This is a genomic window from Pseudoxanthomonas sp. PXM04 (assembly GCF_014851695.1).
Classification (GTDB): domain Bacteria; phylum Pseudomonadota; class Gammaproteobacteria; order Xanthomonadales; family Xanthomonadaceae; genus Pseudoxanthomonas_A; species Pseudoxanthomonas_A beigongshangi.
The window spans coordinates 395421-411976 of record NZ_JACVAG010000001.1 but is presented as its reverse complement, the minus strand read 5'-3'; the positions used below and the strand labels follow the sequence as shown (position 1 = coordinate 411976).

The following is a 16556-nucleotide window of genomic DNA, read 5'->3' as shown; positions in this document are numbered from 1 at the left end:
GGATTGACCCTCCCCCGGCATCGGAGGACTCTAGCGGCAGTCTCCGTGGAGGGTGGATTCATGAAAGGTCTGTCGAAACTCGGCTGGGCGGCGCTGGCCGTACTCGGCGCATTCGCGCTGGGCACGGTCGCGCTGCGCCGGGGCGAGCACATCAACGCGATCTGGATCGTCACCGCGGCGGTCTCGATCTATCTGATCGCGTACCGCTTCTACGCGCAGTTCATCGCCAGCCGGGTCATGCAACTGGATCCCACTCGGGCCACGCCGGCGGTGCTGCGCAACGACGGCCTGGATTACGTGCCCACCAACAAGCACGTGCTGTTCGGCCACCATTTCGCCGCCATCGCCGGTGCCGGCCCGCTGGTCGGCCCGGTGCTGGCCGCGCAGATGGGCTACCTGCCCGGCCTGTTGTGGCTGGTGGTCGGCGTGGTGCTGGCCGGCGCGGTGCAGGACTTCATGGTGCTGTTCATTTCCAGCCGCCGCGACGCGCGCTCGCTGGGTGACCTGGTGCGCGAGGAAATGGGGCCGATTCCCGGCACCATCGCGTTGTTCGGCGCCTTCCTGATCATGATCATCATCCTGGCGGTGCTGGCGATGGTGGTGGTCAACGCGCTGGCCGAAAGTCCGTGGGGCATGTTCACCGTCGCCGCGACCATGCCGATCGCGATCCTGATGGGCATCTACATGCGCTACATCCGGCCCGGCCGGATCGGCGAGATTTCGGTGGTCGGCCTGCTCCTGCTGCTGGGCGCGATCTGGCTGGGCGGCAAGGTCGCCGCGGATCCCACCTGGGGGCCGGCGTTCACCTTCTCCAAGGAATCCATCACCTGGATGATGGTCGCGTACGGCTTCATCGCCTCGGTGCTGCCGGTGTGGCTGCTGCTGGCACCGCGCGACTATCTGTCCACCTTCCTCAAGATCGGCACCATCGTCGCGCTGGCGATCGGCATCCTGATCGTGATGCCGGATCTGAAGATGCCGGCGGTGACCGAGTACGCCCGCACCGGCATGGGTCCGGTCTGGACCGGCGGCCTGTTCCCGTTCCTGTTCATCACCATCGCCTGCGGTGCGGTGTCCGGCTTCCATGCGCTGATTTCCTCCGGCACCACGCCCAAGCTGCTGGCCAGCGAGCGCCACATGCCCTACATCGGCTACGGCGGCATGCTGATGGAGTCCTTCGTCGCGGTGATGGCGCTGGTCGCGGCCTCGATCATCGAGCCGGGCGTGTACTTCGCGATGAATGCGCCGCCGGCCGCGGTCGGCAAGGACGTGATCGCGGTGGCCGCCAAGGTCAGCGAATGGGGCTTCGCGATCAGCCCGGACGTGCTCACGGCCACGGCCAGGGACATCGGCGAAAGCACCATCCTCAACCGTGCCGGTGGCGCGCCGACCCTGGCGGTGGGCATTGCCCAGATCCTGCACAGCGTGCTTCCCGGCGAAGACACGATGGCGTTCTGGTACCACTTCGCGATCCTGTTCGAGGCGTTGTTCATCCTGACCGCGGTCGACGCCGGCACCCGCGCGGGGCGCTTCATGCTGCAGGATCTGCTCGGCAACTTCGTCCCGGCGATGCGCCGCACCGAGTCCTGGACCGCGAACATCATCGCCACCGGCGGCTGCGTGGCGTTGTGGGGCTACCTGCTGTACACCGGCGTCACCGATCCGTTCGGCGGCATCAAGACCCTGTGGCCGCTGTTCGGCATCTCCAACCAGATGCTGGCGGGCATCGCGCTGATGCTGGGCACGGTGGTGCTGTTCAAGATGAAGCGCGATCGCTACGCCTGGGTCACCGCGGTTCCGGCGGTGTGGCTGCTGCTGTGCACGACCACCGCCGGCCTGCTGAAGATCTTCGACAGCAATCCGGCGCAGGGCTTCCTGGCGCAGGCGCACAAGTACCAGGCCGCCATCGCGACCAACACCGTCACCGCGCCGGCGCAGAACATGGGCGAGATGCACAAGATCGTGGTCAACGCCTACGTCAACACCGGCCTGACCGCACTGTTCCTGTTCGTGGTCGCGGCGATCCTGATCTACTCGATCAAGACCATCCTCGCCGCGCGCCGCAGCACGGTCCGCACCGATCGCGAGACGCCCTACGTGCAGGTCGATCCGCAGCAACTGGCGAACCTGTGATGGGTACCGCGCTCGTTCCCGTCAGCCACTACCAGATGCACCGCCGGGTGTGGCGCCGGCTGGTGCAGACGGCGCGGCTGTGCTGTGGCGTGCCGGACTACGACAACTATGTCCGGCACATGCTGGAGAAGCACCCGGATCGCGAGATCATGGATTACCGGACCTTCTTCCGCGAGCGCCAGGAGGCGCGCTACGGCGGCAGGAGCGGCTTCCGCTGCTGCTGAGGCCTTTTCCGTTCCAGGCCGGGGCGGGACCATCAGGTCCCGCCCTTTCTGTTTCCATCGACCGCTCATCGGCTGAACCGACATGCGCTGGCCGTATCGCCGACGGCCCGGCGTTTCCCCAGACACCAACGGAACTGCGCGCCGCGTAGCCGCCGTTTCACTCGACGCCAAAGGGGTTCGCCATGAATGCACCGTCCCGCCGCAAACCGGCGCGCACGCTCACATCCTTCCGCAGGTTCCTGTCCACCGTCACCGCCACCGCCGCGCTCGGCCTGGTGCTGTCAATGCCCGCCCACGCCACCGGTACCATCGGCACGCCGACGCCGGTCGACGTCGGCCTGAGCTGCAAGGACTTCGATACCGCCGGCATCCTCAGCGAACTGGTCATCAATCCGCTGCCGGACGGCGTGCAGGCGCACACCGACGGTGTCCTGACCGTGGATACCATCCATTTCGAATCCACCAGCGGCTGGCTGCTGTACTGGGAGCAGCTGAGCACCGGGCAATCCATCCACAGCGTGTCGATCAGCGACGATAACGGCGGCGTTCTCTACAGCTACGATCCGCCGGTCACCAGCGACGCCGGACTGCACCTGCCCGCCGCGCCGGGATTCACCATCCTCACCAACAATCCGTATCCGCACATCAGCCGCGCCAGCTTCTGCTACTCCATGCCGGATCAGACCGGCTTCGAGGGTTGCACGCTGGGCTACTGGAAGGTCAAGAAGCACCACGATTCCTGGCCGGCACCGTTCACCATCAACACGTCACTGCAGAGCTACTTCGGCAGCAGCGCGCCCGACGTGACCTTCCTGACCGCGCTCAATTTCCAGGGCGGCCCGGGCGTGGATGGCGGCGAGCGCATCCTGCTGAAGCAGGCGGTGGCATCGTTGTTGAACGCGGCATCGTCGGGCGTGGACTTCCCGCTGACCACCGCCCAGGTGATCCAGCAGGTCACCTTCGCGCTGGACAGTGGCGATCGCGACGTGATGATCTCGCTGTCCGCCACCCTGGATGCCTACAACAACCAGGGTTGCCCGCTGAACTGAAACGCGATACCCCTGAAAAAAACACGGCGGCCTGATGGCCGCCGTGTTTTTTCATGGGTCCAGTATCCGCATGGCCGGCGGCCTCCGGCTATCCCTGCCCCGCCATCGCGCGCAGGATGATGCCGACCAGATAGGCCGCGCCGGTACCGGTGGCGTAGCCCAGCGTGCCGAGCAGCACGCCCACGGGCGCCAGCGCCGGATGGAACGCGGTGGCCAGCACCGGTGCCGAAGCCGGACCGCCGATATTGCTCTGCGAGGCGATCGCGAAATAGAAGAACGGCGTGCGCAGCAGCTTGCCAACGCCCCACAGCAGCACGATATGCACTGCGATCCACATCACGCCGAGCAGGAACAGCCACGGACGTTCCAGCAGCGCCAGCAGATCCATCTGCATGCCGATGCAGGCGATCAGGAAATACAGGAACAGCGAGCCCCACTTGGACGCGCCCACGCCTTCCAGCGTGCGCATGCGGGTGAAACTCAATAGCAGACCGGCGAAGGTCGCCAGCAGCACCACCCACACGAACGGTTTGTCCAGGCTCACCATCGGTGACCATGCGATGTTGGCAGCGAACCAGTCCGCCAGCGGCGCGGCGACCGCATGTGCCAGACCAACGGTGCCGAAGGCAACGCCGCCCAGCACCATCAGATCCGTGAGCGTGGGAATGCGTGCATGCTGGGCCTGGTAGCTGGCGATGCGCTCGCGCAGCTCGTCAATGGCCGAAGTGTCTGCTCCGCTATGGCGATCCAGCGCCGGCGCGCGGGCGGCGAAGAAGATCAGCACTGCCATCCACACGTAGCCGACGCCGACATCGACCACGGCGAACTGGCCGAAAGTGGTCGCGTTGACCTCGAAGATCTCCTTCATCGCCAGCATGTTCGCACCGCCGCCAATCCAGCTGCCGGCCAGCGCGGCCATGCCGGCCCAAGTGTCGCCGGCGACGGTTTCGGGATGGAACCAGCCCATCAGCTTGAAGGCCACCACCGCGCCCAGCATGATGCTCAGCACCGCGGCGACGTACATCACCAGCATCTTCCAGCCCAGGCCGAGGATGCCCTTCAGGTCGATGCTCAGGGTCAGCAGCACCAGCGCGGCCGGCAGGAACACGTCGCGCGCCACCGGGTTGTAGAGCTTGGTGTTCTCGCCATCGATCAGGCCGATGGTGTTGTAGACGCCGGGAATGAAGTAGCACAGCAGCAGCGCCGGCACGAAACCGTAGAACTTGCGCAGGAAGCGGTTCTCGCTGCTCGAGGTCCAGAAGATCGCGCCGAGGGTGGCCGCGATCAGGCCGAACACGATGATGTCGTTGGTGATGAGTGCGCCGCCGGTGCCTGCTGCCGCCATCCGGTATGTCTCCCCTGGTGATGAAAGCGTGCCCCCGGCCCAGCCGTTTCCCTGGCACGAAAAAAGGGCACGCCGCGATCGCGGCGTGCCCTGCGTGCGTCACTGGCCGATATGCTGCTTCAGCCAGGCGTTGACGGTGTCATGCCACTGCACGCTGTTCTGCGGCTTCAGCACCCAGTGATTCTCGTCCGGGAAGTACAGGAACTGCGACTTGATGCCCTGGCGCTGCAGCGCGGTGAACGCCGCCAGGCCCTGCTCGACCGGAATGCGGTAATCGAGCTGGCCGTGCACGACCAGCATCGGCACCTTCCAGTCCTTGACGTGGTTGACCGGATTGAACTTCTCGTAATTGGCCGGCACCGCGTACGGCGTGCCGCCCTGCTCCCACTCGGTGAACCACAGCTCCTCGGTGGAGTAGCCCATCATGCGCTGGTCGAACACGCCGTCGTGGTTGACCAGGCACTTCCACGGCTGGTTCCAGTTGCCGGCTATCCAATTGACCATGAAGCCGCCGTAGCTGGCGCCCAGCGCGCAGGCCTTGTTGCCGTCGAGGAAGGAATACTTCTGTTGCGCCGCGGCCCAGCCCTTCTGCAGATCCTCCAGCGGGCGATCGCCCCAATGCTGGCTGATCGCGTCGGTGAAGGCCTGGCCGTAGCCGGTGGAGCCGTGGAAGTCGATCATCACCACCGCATAGCCCTGGCCGGCGTAGGTCTGCGGATTCCAGCGGTAGCTCCAGCCATTGCCGAAACTGCCCTGCGGACCGCCGTGGATCAGGAACGCCACCGGGTACTTCTTGCCTTCCTGGTAGTTGTACGGTTTGACCACGTAACCGTGCACGGTCTCGTCGTTCCAGCCCTTGAAGCTGAACTGCTCGAAGTCGCCGAACGACACATCCTTCAGCATGTCCTGCGCGCTGGACGTGATCGCGCGTTCCGGCGCGCCGGCGAGCGAAGTGGTGAACAGCTGGTCGCCGCTCTTGAGCGAATTGCGGGTGAAAGCCAGGGTGTCGCCGGCGATCTCGAACGCGGAGATGCTGCCGTTGCCGATCACCTTCTCCGCCTTGCCGCTGGCGATGTCGACGACGAACAGCGGATGCTCGCCCATGTCCTGCGCGGTGGTGTAGATGCGCTTGCCGTCGGCCGAGAGGGTGATGCCGTCGGCGGAACGATCCCAGTCCGCGGCGATTTCGCGCGCCGCGCCGCCGGCGGCATCCATCGCCATCAGCGCGAAGCGATCGGCTTCGAAGCCGGGGCGCTTCATCGCGCGGTAGTAGAGCGTCTTGCCATCGGCGCTGAATGCCGGACCGGTATCCCAGGCCGGGTTGGCGGCGGTCAGGTTGGCCGGCGTGCCCTGGCCGTCGGCGGACAGGCGATACAGATCGAAGTTGGTCGACCACGGCTCGCCCTTGGACTGCACGCGCAGGCTGGCGACCAGCGACTTGCCATCCGGCGCCCAGGTGTATTCATCGGCGCCGCCGAACGGTTTGGAAGGCACGTCGCCATCCAGGCTGTCGGTCAGCGAGGTCGCGCTGGCGACCGGCTGGGCGCCGGCGGCCGGCAAGGCGGCCACGAACAGGCGGCTGCGACGGCCATCGGCCCAGGTGTCCCAATGGCGCACGAACATGTTGTCGAACAGCACGCCGGTGTTCTTTTTCGCGGAAGTGGCTTCAAGCTTCTTCCGGGTGCAGGCGAAGTCGGCCTTGCAGTCGGCGAAGGTGTCGGCGCTGAAGGCGATGCGGCTGCCGTCCGGGGAGATCTTGTAGCTGCCCACGTCCAGCGCGAACCCGGTCAGCTGGCGCGGCTCGCCGCCGCTGGTCGGGATGGCGTACAGCTGCTGGCTGCCGGACTTGCCGCTGAGGAAGTAGACCGTCTGGCCATCGGCCGAGAAGGATGGGGAATTGACGTTCCAGCCTTCCGGGGTCAGCCGCTTCGGCGGCGCCAGGTCGCGGGTGAGCAGGTTGCGCACGTACAGCGCGCTGCCGGCCTTGGTCAGTTCCTTGTCGATCTGGCGCTTGGCGAACACCACCGCGCGGCCATCCGGCGACAGCGTCGGCGAGGAGACGCGATCCAGCGCGGCCAGATCGCGGATGTCCAGGCCCCGCTGGGCGGCAAGCGCCGGCAGGGTCGCCAGCAGGCAGAGGGGCAGTACGGCGAGACGCAATTTCATCCGGGGCTCCGGGCAAACAGGAAAACCCCGATGTTAGGCCGATACGGCGGCCCGGCGCAAAGGCATGAGGTCATGCCCCTGCGCCGCTATGGCGCGGCCAGGCGCCGGTTTCAGGCCTTTTCGCCGCGCTGGCCGGTCCGGTACAGCAGCCAGCCGACCACCGCCAGCACGGCCAGGCCGATCCACTGGCTGAAGTGCCAGGCTTCCGGCAGCGCCAGCACGTCGGCGCGGGCCGAGGCGACGATCGGAATCGCGATGGCGATGCCCATCAGCGCTTCGCCGGTGATCAGGCCGGCCGAGAACAGCACGCCCGGGCGATGCACGCGATCGCGCCCTTCCTCGTCGTCGGCGCGGACCTTGTGGAAACGTTCCACCAGGTGAGCCAGCAGGCCACCGAGGAAGATCGGCACCATCAATTCCAGCGGCAGGTAGATGCCGATCGCCGCGGCCAGCACCGGCACGCGGAAGCGGGCCTTGCGCGACTTCAGCCATTCGTCGAACGCAATCACCAGCGCACCGACCACCGCACCGATGCCGATCATCGCCCACGGCAGTTCGCCGCCGAACAGGCCGCGCGCCACCGACGCCATCAGGTTGGCCTGCGGCGCGGCCAGCGAATTGGGATGCTCCGGGGTCGGCGCGCCGATGCCGTAGGCCTGCGCCAGCAGGTTCAGCACCGGCGCCATGATCAGCGCGCAGGAGAACGCGCCGATGCCCAGCATCAACTGCTGCTTCCACGGAGTCGCGCCGACCAGGTAGCCAGCCTTGAGATCCTGCAGGTTGTCGCCGCCCACTGCCGCGGCGCAGCACACCACCGCGCCAATCATGATCGCCGCGACCGCGCCCAGCGGGGCGCCGCCGGCTCCGACCGGCGACATGCCGCTCTTGCCCAGCAACAGCACCAGTACCGCCGAGGCGAACAGGATGGTGGAAATCGTGATACCCGAAACCGGGTTGTTGGAGGAACCGATCAAGCCGGCCAGGTACGCCGAAACACTCACGAACAGGAAGCCGGCCGCGATCATGATCAGGGTCATCGGCACGCTGACGTGCCACTGGCCGACGATGGCCTGGTACAGGCCCAGCAGCGGCAGGGTGAACACCACCAGGGCCACCAGCATCCACTTCATCGGCAGATCGCGTTCGGTCTCCAGCAGCGCCTGGCCACCGGCACCGCTGCTACGCGCCGCGGCAAAGCCGCTCTTGATGCCCTTGAGCAGCGACTTGCGCAGCGAGAACAGCGTCCACACGCCGCCGACCAGCATCGCGCCCACGCCCAGGTAGCGGACCTTGGCGCCCCAGATGGCGAACGCCGCGTCGGCGGAGGCGGCGTTGGCGATCGAGGCCGCCAGATCCGGATCCGAACCGATGAAGAACGCCTGGTACAGCGGGATGGCGATATGCCAGGACAGCACCGCGCCGGACAGCACCACGATGCCGACGTTCAAGCCGACGATGTAGCCCACGCCCAGCAGCGCCGGCGACAGGTTGGTGCCAAGGAAGGCGGTGACTTTGGAGCTGCCGACGTAGGCCGACTGGGTCCAGGTATCCGGAATCATCCGCAGGCCGCTGGCCGCGGCCAGCTTGACCACCGCGCCGATCACGCCGGACAGGGCCAGGATCTTCAGGCCCGGGCCGGGGTTGTCACCGGCCTTGAGCACTTCCGCAGCGGCCTTGCCTTCCGGGAACGGCAGCGGGTCCTCGACGATCATCGAACGGCGCAGCGGCACCGAGAACAGCACGCCCAGCAATCCGCCCAGTCCGGCGATGCCCAGCACCCACCAGTACTTGAAGTCCGGCCAGTAGCCCATGATGACCAGCGCCGGGATGGTGAAGATGACACCGGCGGCGATCGACGAGCCGGCCGAGGCGCCGGTCTGAACGATGTTGTTCTCCAGGATGGAGCCGCCTCCCAGCACCCGCAGCACGCCCATGGACACCACCGCGGCCGGGATGGCGGTGGCGATGGTCAGGCCGGCGAACAGGCCCAGGTAGGCGTTGGCGGCGGACAGGACGACCGCCAGCACGACGGCCAGCAGCACGGCACGAAAGGTAAGTTGAGGCGTCGCAGCCTGGTTCATGACGCGGTTCCGGGGATACAGAAGCCCGACAAACTATCGGCTACGCCCCGGCAAGTCCAGCCGGAAAGGTCCGCGTGGCTATACTCGGCCGGTTCCGCATCGCCCGTCCGCCCATGGCCCAAGCCTCCGTTTCCGCCACGCCCCTGCCCGCCCGCGAGGACTTCCTCGGCCATCCCAAGGGCGTCTACATCTGCTTCTTCACCGAGATGTGGGAGCGCTTTTCCTTCTACGGGATGAAGGCGCTGCTGCTGCTCTACCTGACCAAGTACCACCTGTTCGGCGACAAGGCCGGCCTGGATCTCTTGGGTGCCTACGGGGGACTGGTGTACTGCATCCCGGTCATCGGCGGCGTGCTGGCCGATCGCTGGCTGGGCATGCGCAAGGCGGTGGTGTTCGGCGGCCTGCTGCTGGTTGCCGGCCATGTCGGCATGGCGTTCGAGGGCCATGCCGCCACCTACGTGGACGGCGGCGTCGTTCGAGACGAGGGCTCGCTGCGCATCACCTACCTGTCGCTGGCGCTGATCATCATGGGCGTGGGCTTCCTCAAGCCCAACATCTCCACCATCGTCGGCCGGCTCTATGCCGAGAACGACTCGCGCCGCGACGCAGGCTTCAGCCTGTTCTATGCCGGCATCAACCTGGGCGCGCTGTTCGCCTCGCTGGTCTGCGGCTACCTGGGCGAAACCCTGGGCTGGCGCTACGGCTTCGGCGCCGCCGGCATCGGCATGCTGCTGGGCCTGTGCATGTTCCTGTGGGGCCAGAAATACCTGCACGGCCATGCCGAACCAGCCATACCCGAACAACTGCGCGAGCGCGTCGCCGGCATCCCGCGCGAGTGGTTGATCTACCTCGGCGCGCTGCTGGGCGTGCTACCCGTGGCATGGCTGATGTGGGCCGCCGCCAACGGCGCGTTCTCGCTGGGTGGCGAAATCTCGCTGGCGCTGCTGTTGATGCTGGCGGTGCTGGCTTGCGTGCTGGCGTGGTTCGGCTGGTTCCTGTCGACCCAGTGCACGCCGGTGCAGCGGCAACAGATGCTCGCGCTGATGGCGCTGATCTTCATGGCGCTGATCTTCTTCACCCTCTACGAGCAGACCTACGGTTCATGGGTGACCTTCACGGATCGCCTGTTGACCAAGGATGTCGTCCCCGCACTGGTGCAGGCGCCCCTGGCGGTGAACTGGAGCGGACATTGGGGTGCGGATGCGATCACGTTGTTGGCGCGCGCGCCCTGGTCGACCTGGTCGCTGCTGCTGGCGCCGCTGGGTTTCGTGATTGCCGCGCGGCTGTCCGATCGCGATCCCGGTTCCTCCGCGCCGCGTGCCGTGTTCATCGCGGTGGTGGTGTTGATGCTGGTTTTCCTGTTGCGCGATTGCGTGGTGCTGCCGCAGACCGCCGGCTCGCTGACCTATCTCGGCGCGTTGTTCTTGGTGCTGCTGGCGCCGCTGTTCGCCGCGCTGTGGGCCTGGCTGGGCCGGCGTGGCCGGGATCCGTCCAAACCGTTCAAGTCGTCACTGGGCCTGGTCATCGCCGGCCTGTCCTTCATCCCGCTGGCCTGGGCCGCGCATCTCGTCGGCGAAAGCGGACAGATGGCCAGCGTGTGGTGGCTGGTGCTGGCCTACCTGGTGCTGGAAATCGGCGAGATGTGCCTGTCGCCGGTGGGCCTGTCGGCGGTCACCCAGTTGTCGGTCCCGCGCGTGGTCAGCCTGATGATGGGTACCTGGTTCCTCGCCACCGCCTTCTCCGAAGCGCTGGCGGCGCTGTTCGGCAAGCTCGCCGCCATCGACATTCCCGAGGGTGGCAGCCTGGTCATGGCCGACGCCGCCGGGCGCTATGCCGACCTGTTCTGGCTGATGACCGCGATCGGCGTGGGCTGTGGCCTGATCGCCTTCCTGTTCTCGCCACTGCTCCGGCGGATGATGCACGGGGTTCACTGAAAAAAGAACGGCGCCGCGAGGCGCCGTCCTGGTATTGCAGGCGAGTCGAACGACCTTACTGGGTCGCGCCCTTGCCACCAATGTGCTGGGCGAAGAAGTCCAGCATCTTGCTGTACAGGTTGAGGTTGTTCTCTTCCTTGTAGAAGCCGTGTCCTTCGCCCGACTGGATGATCACGCCCTGCGGCGCATTGCCGGCCGCGGTCAACGCCTTGGCCATCGCCTCGGTATGTTCCGGCGGGCAGCGCGCGTCACGCGCACCGGCGGCCAGGTAGATCGGCAGCTTCAGCTTGTCGACGTGGTTGATCGGCGACATCGCGTCCTGCTCGGCCTTGGTGCTGCCGTAGGCGCGGATCAGGTACTTCATGCCGTCCTCGCGCTTGCTGGTGTCGCTGAGCTTCATCTGGATCGCGGCGCTGTAATTGCCCACGTAGCCGAACGCGCACTTGTACAGCCCCGGCTCGCGCGCCGGCGCCATCATCGAGGCATAGCCGCCGAAGCTGCCGCCGTAGATGCAGATGCGATCCTTGTTGGCGTAGCCCTGCTGGATGGCCCAGTGGGTACCGTCGAGGATGTCGTTCATGATGCCGTCGGCCCACTGCCCGTAGGCCATTTCCTCGAACGCCTTGCCGAAGCCGCCGGAACCGCGGTAGTTCACCTGCAGCACCGCGTAGCCGCGGTTGGCGAACATCTGGTTCTCGAACTGGAAGCCCCAGTCGTCACGCGGGCCCATCGGACCACCGTGGACGTTGACGATCATCGGCAGGTTCTTGCCGTCGGACCCATTGGGGATGGTCAGGTAGCCATGGATGGTCAGGCCATCGCGGGACTTGAAGCTGACGGGTTTGACCGAGGCCATCTTGCTGGCATCGAGCCACTGGCGATTCTTCATCAGGAACCGGGCCTTGCCGGTGTCGCGGTCATACAGGTAGAGCTCGCCCGGGTTGGCGTCGCTGCGCACCGAGACGACGATCTTCTTGCCATCCTGGGTGGCGCTGGCGAAGTCGACGAACTGGCCCGGGAACGCCGCCGCCAGGGAGGCGTACAGCTCCGCGTCCGGATGGTCCTCGTTGATCAGCTTGACCTGCGGCGCGCCGGCCTCGGTGACCGTCGCGATCACGGTGTCGCCGTCGGCGGCCTGGATCAGCGTGGAGATTTCCGACACCGGATCCTGGTGCAGCACCGTGAAGCTGCCATCGTTGGTGTTGAGGGTGCCGAACGCCGAGGGCTTCTTGCCGTCGCCCTGGGTCGCGTAGACGGTGCCGTCAGCCGCGGTGCCGAGGATTTCGATGCGCTTGCCACTGGCCTTGGAACTGTTGATCAGCGTCCACTTGCCGCTGGCGTCGCGCCGATACAGTTCGTTGTGCGCGTCGGAGAAATTGCCTTCCTCGTCATAGCGGTCGTAGCAGACCGCGAAGCGCGGCTCCTTCTTCTCGTCCAACGCGATACCGCAGTCGTCGCGCGGCGCGCGCGCCAGCGACTTGCGACGTCCGCTCAGCGTGTCCATCAGCACGATTTCGGTTCCGGCGCCGGTGGAGGACCTTGCATACATCGCGGTCATCATGACGTTGTCCGGATCATCCTTCAGCGTGTCCAGCAGGTCGAAGCTCTCGTTGCCGACCTGCTTGCCACGCTGTGTGGCATCGCGGGTGCCGTAGAAAATCAGCGGCCGCGGCTGCGAACCGTCGGCATTGACGGCATACCATTCACCGGTGCCGAACGGCCGCGCATAGCTGCCGATCTTCTTGATCGAGTTGAACAGCAGGCGATCCGGCGAGGTCCAGTAGAAACTGCCGACGCTCTTTTCTTCCGGCAGCTGGTTGATCTTGACGATGCTCAGGTCCTTGGTCCGCAGCACGGTCAGGACATCCTGGTCGCCGCGGTCGACGGTCATCGCCAGGTATTCGCCATTGGGCGAAATCTTCACGCTGCTGTAGGTCGGATGCTTGACGAAATCCTGCACCGGGATCAGCTCGACGGCCTGCGCGGCGCACGACATCCCCACCGCGGCCGCGACGCCAGCCCACTTCCATTTCCCCATTTTCATTGTTCCCCCATGGTTGAAATCCGGCAGAAGCCGGATTACAGGGAGTCTAACGGCAAATCGGGGGAAATGTGATCCAGTACCGCTTCCAATCCGGTTTCCCAGGCGGGCATCGGCCGGCCCAGCAGCGCTTCCAGCTTTCCCGTATCCAGCCGCGAATAGGCCGGGCGCGAAGCCCGTGTGGGATAGGCGGAAGAAGGAATCGGCAGCACCCGCGGCAGGCGCGGAATCAGTCCGCGGCGATGCGCACCGGCCAGGATGGCCTCTGCGAATCCGTGCCAGCTGGTTTCGCCGGCGGCGGTCAGATGCAATATCCCTTGAGCATCCGGATGCGTAGCCACTATCTCGGCGGTCACGTCGGCAACCAGATGGGCCGGGGTCGGCGTTCCCCGTTGATCCGAGACCACTTGTAGTTCGGCGCGCTCACGCGCCTGGCACAACATCGTCTGCAGGAAATTGCTGCCGTAAGCGCTGTAGACCCACGACGTGCGGAGAATCACGCCTGGAGCGCCGGATTCGAGAATGGCCACTTCTCCCGCCCGCTTGGATGCGCCATACACGCCCAACGGCGAGGCCGGATCCTCTTCGCGATACGGCCGATCACCCGTGCCATCGAACACATAGTCCGTGGAGTAATGAATCAGGGGGATGCCATGCTCAAAACAATAACCGGCGAGCAGGGCCGGGGCTTCCGCGTTGGCGCGGTAGGCGGCATCGACATCTTCTTCGGCGCGATCCACCACCGTAAAGGCGGCCGCGTTCACGACGATTCCCGGCCGATGCCGCTCAAGCAGCGCGGGCAAGGATTCGGGGCGGTCGAAATCGGCGACTTCGCATGGCATGCCGTCGGGCAGCAGCCCCGTGCGGTTCGCCGGAATGATCATGCCTTGCGGAACCAGACTGCGTCTCAGTTCATGGCCGACCTGGCCGTTGGCGCCCAGCAGCAGGATCTTTTTCATGCGGCGAACAAGGGCAACCGATCCGGGGCCAGATCATCCAGGAAGGGAGCACCGGCATCCTTGTCCGAGAGCACGGGCTCACGGATGGGCCAGTCGATCCCGATGCGCGCATCGTCCCAGCGAATGGCCGCATCGCTGGCCTTGTCATAGCCGGCGGTGCAGAGATAGCTGAACGTGGCTCGTTCGGAGAGGACGGCGAAACCGTGCGCGAAACCTTCAGGAATCCACAATTGCCTCTTGTTGTCCCCGCTCAGCACCGCCGCGGCCCAGCGCCCGAAATGCGGTGAACCATGGCGAATGTCCACCGCCACGTCATACACCTCCCCTTCGAGCACGCTGACCAGCTTGCCCTGCGGATTCGGCCATTGGTAATGCAGACCTCGCAAGACGCCACGGGTGGATGAGGATATGTTGCTCTGCACGAAACGGGTGGGCAGGCCCTGCTCGCCGAACCGCTCGGCGTTCCATGCTTCGTAGAAGAAGCCGCGGTCGTCACTCCAAACCGCTGGCTCGATCACCAGGCAACCGGGCAACGAGGTCTCGACGATCTTCAAGGGACGATTCCCCGGTCCAGCAGCGCCAGCAGGTATTCGCCGTAGCCGTTTCTGGCCAACGGTGCCGCGAGACGCCGCAATTGCTCGCCGTCGATCCAACCATTCCTGTAGGCGATTTCCTCCGGACAGCAGACGCGCAGTCCCTGCCGGGCTTCGATGGTTTCGATGAAAGCCGAGGCGTCCAGCAGCGACTGGTGGGTACCCGTATCCAGCCAGGCATATCCGCGGCCCAGCGGCTCCAGGTGCAGGCTGCCATCTTCCAGGTAACGGCGGTTGAGATCCGTGATCTCCAGTTCACCGCGCGAGGACGGCCGCAGTGAACCGGCATAGTCGCTGGCACGGCCGTCATAGAAGTACAGGCCGGTGATCGCGTAATTCGACCGGGGGTTGGCGGGCTTCTCCTCGATGTCGACGACGGTCCCATCCGCTCCAAACCGGGCCACGCCATAGCGTTCCGGATCCCGTACCCAGTAACCGAACACGGTCGCGCCTTCCGTCCTCGCGTCGGCGCGCTTGAGAATCTGGCTGAAACCGTGTCCGTGGAAAATGTTGTCGCCCAAGACAAGGCAACTGGGTCCGCCGGCGAGAAAATCCCTGCCGATGAGGAATGCCTGCGCCAATCCATCCGGACTGGGCTGCACGGCATACTCGATCCGCATTCCCCACTGTGAGCCATCCCCGAGCAGGTTGCGGAACAGGATCTGTTCGTGCGGCGTGTTGATGATCAGGACTTCGCGGATTCCCGCCAGCATCAGCACGCTGAGCGGGTAGTAGATCATTGGTTTGTCATAGACGGGCAACAACTGCTTGCTGATGGCCTGGGTGATGGGATACAGGCGCGTGCCGGTTCCACCGGCCAGGATGATGCCCTTGCGTGTGCTCATGCGGGTTTCCTGCTCAAGCTGCGGTGCCGATGCGTTCCAGACGATAACTCCCGTCCAGCACGCGATTCACCCAATCCTGGTTCGCCAGGTACCAGTCCACGGTTTCGGCGATGCCCTGTTCGAAGGTGTGCTGCGGTTCCCACCCCAATTCGTCGCGCAATTTGGATGCGTCGATGGCATAGCGGCGATCGTGCCCGGGGCGGTCCGCCACGAATCTGATCTGGCTGCTGCGCGGCTTGCCATCGGCCCGTGGATGACGCTCGTCGAGCAGACGGCAGATGGTTTCCACCACGTCGAGATTCCGGCGCTCCGCGTTCCCGCCAACGTTGTAGGCCTCGCCCGCCCTTCCCCTCAACAGGACATCGCGGATGGCCGAGCAATGGTCGCCGACGAACAGCCAATCCCGGACATGCTGGCCATCACCGTAGACCGGCAGAGGTTCACCCGCCAGTGCACGCTGGATGATCAGGGGGATCAGTTTCTCGGGGAAATGGTAAGGGCCATAGTTGTTGGAGCAGTGGGTGGTGAGGGTTGGCAACCCATAGGTGTGATGGAATGCGCGCACCAGGTGATCCGATGCGGCCTTCGAGGCCGAATAGGGTGAATTCGGCGCATATGGCGTGGTTTCGGTGAATTTTCCCGTTTCACCCAGCGAACCATAGACCTCGTCGGTGGACACATGCAGGAAGCGGAAACGCTCCCGCTCCCCGTCGGGCAGCGAACGCCAATAATCACGCACGGCTTCCAGCAGGCCCAGGGTGCCGACCACGTTGGTCTGGATGAAGGCGCCGGGTCCGTCTATCGAACGATCCACGTGGCTCTCGGCGGCAAAGTTCAGAACGGCTTCGGGCCGATGTTCCGCCAACAGGGACGCAACGAGTCTCGAATCGCCGATGTCGCCCTTTACGAAGACATGGTTGGCATCGCCTGCCAGCGAGGAAAGCGTGTCCAGGTTGCCGGCGTAGGTCAGTGCATCGAGATTGACCACCCGGATGCCATCGGCAACGGCACGAAGCACGAAGTTGCCCCCGATGAAACCGGCCCCGCCGGTTACCAGCCATGTCGTCATCTCTCACCTCGTCCAGTTCTGTTGTTCCGCGGGACATCGGTCGGGCGGCATCTTCTTCGCATGCCTTTCCGACGGCCCTGCCGCAGCAAAAAAGCCTTGCCGGCACGCCATCCTGGC

12 protein-coding genes are annotated in these 16556 nt (G+C 65.4%); 4 read left to right on the top strand and 8 right to left on the bottom strand.

Annotated features, from left to right (window positions below; all coding sequences use genetic code 11):
* Positions 1-60 precede the first annotated feature (60 nt).
* From IB228_RS01950 to IB228_RS01940, 3 genes are all read left to right on the top strand, one after another.
* The gene (locus IB228_RS01950; RefSeq protein WP_183643552.1) at positions 61-2133 is read left to right on the top strand and encodes a carbon starvation CstA family protein; all 2073 of its coding nucleotides are present in this window, start codon (positions 61-63) and stop codon (positions 2131-2133) included.
* Positions 2133-2357 carry a CstA-like transporter-associated (seleno)protein gene (locus tag IB228_RS01945; protein WP_141453696.1) on the top strand — a complete coding sequence of 75 codons (225 nt, stop codon included), beginning with the start codon at positions 2133-2135 and terminating at the stop codon, positions 2355-2357. Before IB228_RS01950 ends, IB228_RS01945 begins: the two co-directional genes overlap by 1 nt.
* Before the next feature lie 182 nt (positions 2358-2539).
* Positions 2540-3406: a hypothetical protein gene (locus IB228_RS01940; RefSeq protein ID WP_192197418.1), complete on the top strand. Its 867-nt coding sequence runs from the start codon at positions 2540-2542 to the stop codon at positions 3404-3406.
* A gap of 88 nt (positions 3407-3494) precedes the next feature.
* On the opposite strand, the gene IB228_RS01935 is transcribed toward IB228_RS01940, so the two are convergent.
* The 3 genes from IB228_RS01935 to IB228_RS01925 form a co-directional block, all read right to left on the bottom strand.
* A complete protein-coding gene (locus IB228_RS01935; RefSeq protein WP_192197417.1) occupies positions 3495-4751 on the bottom strand; it encodes a DUF819 family protein in 1257 nt (418 codons plus the stop codon).
* 99 nt (positions 4752-4850) lie between these two features.
* Positions 4851-6917: a S9 family peptidase gene (locus IB228_RS01930; RefSeq protein WP_192197416.1), complete on the bottom strand. Its 2067-nt coding sequence runs from the start codon at positions 6915-6917 to the stop codon at positions 4851-4853.
* Between the two features lie 110 nt (positions 6918-7027).
* Positions 7028-8998: an oligopeptide transporter, OPT family gene (locus IB228_RS01925; RefSeq protein WP_183643565.1), complete on the bottom strand. Its 1971-nt coding sequence runs from the start codon at positions 8996-8998 to the stop codon at positions 7028-7030.
* 113 nt (positions 8999-9111) lie between these two features.
* Between IB228_RS01925 and IB228_RS01920 the strand changes: the two genes are divergently transcribed.
* Positions 9112-10932: a peptide MFS transporter gene (locus IB228_RS01920; protein WP_183644793.1), complete on the top strand. Its 1821-nt coding sequence runs from the start codon at positions 9112-9114 to the stop codon at positions 10930-10932.
* A 55-nt stretch (positions 10933-10987) separates the two neighbouring features.
* Here IB228_RS01920 and IB228_RS01915 read toward each other — a convergent pair whose 3' ends face one another.
* From IB228_RS01915 to rfbB, 5 genes are read right to left on the bottom strand one after another with little or no spacing between them, the layout of a single operon-like run.
* Positions 10988-12970, bottom strand: a complete 1983-nt coding sequence (locus IB228_RS01915; RefSeq protein WP_225562188.1) for a S9 family peptidase — start codon at positions 12968-12970, stop codon at positions 10988-10990.
* A gap of 41 nt (positions 12971-13011) precedes the next feature.
* Entirely contained in the window at positions 13012-13932 is a 921-nt protein-coding gene (gene rfbD, locus IB228_RS01910) for a dTDP-4-dehydrorhamnose reductase (protein WP_183643568.1), read from the bottom strand.
* Positions 13929-14486, bottom strand: coding sequence for a dTDP-4-dehydrorhamnose 3,5-epimerase (rfbC, locus tag IB228_RS01905; RefSeq protein ID WP_192197415.1), 558 nt, complete (start codon positions 14484-14486; stop codon positions 13929-13931). Before rfbC ends, rfbD begins: the two co-directional genes overlap by 4 nt.
* Positions 14483-15370, bottom strand: coding sequence for a glucose-1-phosphate thymidylyltransferase RfbA (gene rfbA / locus IB228_RS01900; RefSeq protein WP_183643575.1), 888 nt, complete (start codon positions 15368-15370; stop codon positions 14483-14485). The genes rfbC and rfbA overlap by 4 nt, the downstream gene beginning before the upstream one ends.
* A 13-nt stretch (positions 15371-15383) precedes the next feature.
* The gene (rfbB, locus tag IB228_RS01895; protein ID WP_192197414.1) at positions 15384-16439 is read right to left on the bottom strand and encodes a dTDP-glucose 4,6-dehydratase; all 1056 of its coding nucleotides are present in this window, start codon (positions 16437-16439) and stop codon (positions 15384-15386) included.
* Positions 16440-16556: the final 117 nt, after the last annotated feature.

What these genes read in the sequence shown, in the direction of transcription:
- IB228_RS01950 (WP_183643552.1), top strand. Translation starts at nt 61, where the DNA reads ATGAAAGGTCTGTCGAAACTCGGCTGGGCGGCGCTGGCCGTACTCGGC.
- IB228_RS01945 (WP_141453696.1), top strand. Translation starts at nt 2,133, where the DNA reads ATGGGTACCGCGCTCGTTCCCGTCAGCCACTACCAGATGCACCGCCGG.
- IB228_RS01940 (WP_192197418.1), top strand. Translation starts at nt 2,540, where the DNA reads ATGAATGCACCGTCCCGCCGCAAACCGGCGCGCACGCTCACATCCTTC.
- IB228_RS01935 (WP_192197417.1), bottom strand. Translation starts at nt 4,751, where the DNA reads ATGGCGGCAGCAGGCACCGGCGGCGCACTCATCACCAACGACATCATC.
- IB228_RS01930 (WP_192197416.1), bottom strand. Translation starts at nt 6,917, where the DNA reads ATGAAATTGCGTCTCGCCGTACTGCCCCTCTGCCTGCTGGCGACCCTG.
- IB228_RS01925 (WP_183643565.1), bottom strand. Translation starts at nt 8,998, where the DNA reads ATGAACCAGGCTGCGACGCCTCAACTTACCTTTCGTGCCGTGCTGCTG.
- IB228_RS01920 (WP_183644793.1), top strand. Translation starts at nt 9,112, where the DNA reads ATGGCCCAAGCCTCCGTTTCCGCCACGCCCCTGCCCGCCCGCGAGGAC.
- IB228_RS01915 (WP_225562188.1), bottom strand. Translation starts at nt 12,970, where the DNA reads ATGGGGAAATGGAAGTGGGCTGGCGTCGCGGCCGCGGTGGGGATGTCG.
- rfbD (WP_183643568.1), bottom strand. Translation starts at nt 13,932, where the DNA reads ATGAAAAAGATCCTGCTGCTGGGCGCCAACGGCCAGGTCGGCCATGAA.
- rfbA (WP_183643575.1), bottom strand. Translation starts at nt 15,370, where the DNA reads ATGAGCACACGCAAGGGCATCATCCTGGCCGGTGGAACCGGCACGCGC.
- rfbB (WP_192197414.1), bottom strand. Translation starts at nt 16,439, where the DNA reads ATGACGACATGGCTGGTAACCGGCGGGGCCGGTTTCATCGGGGGCAAC.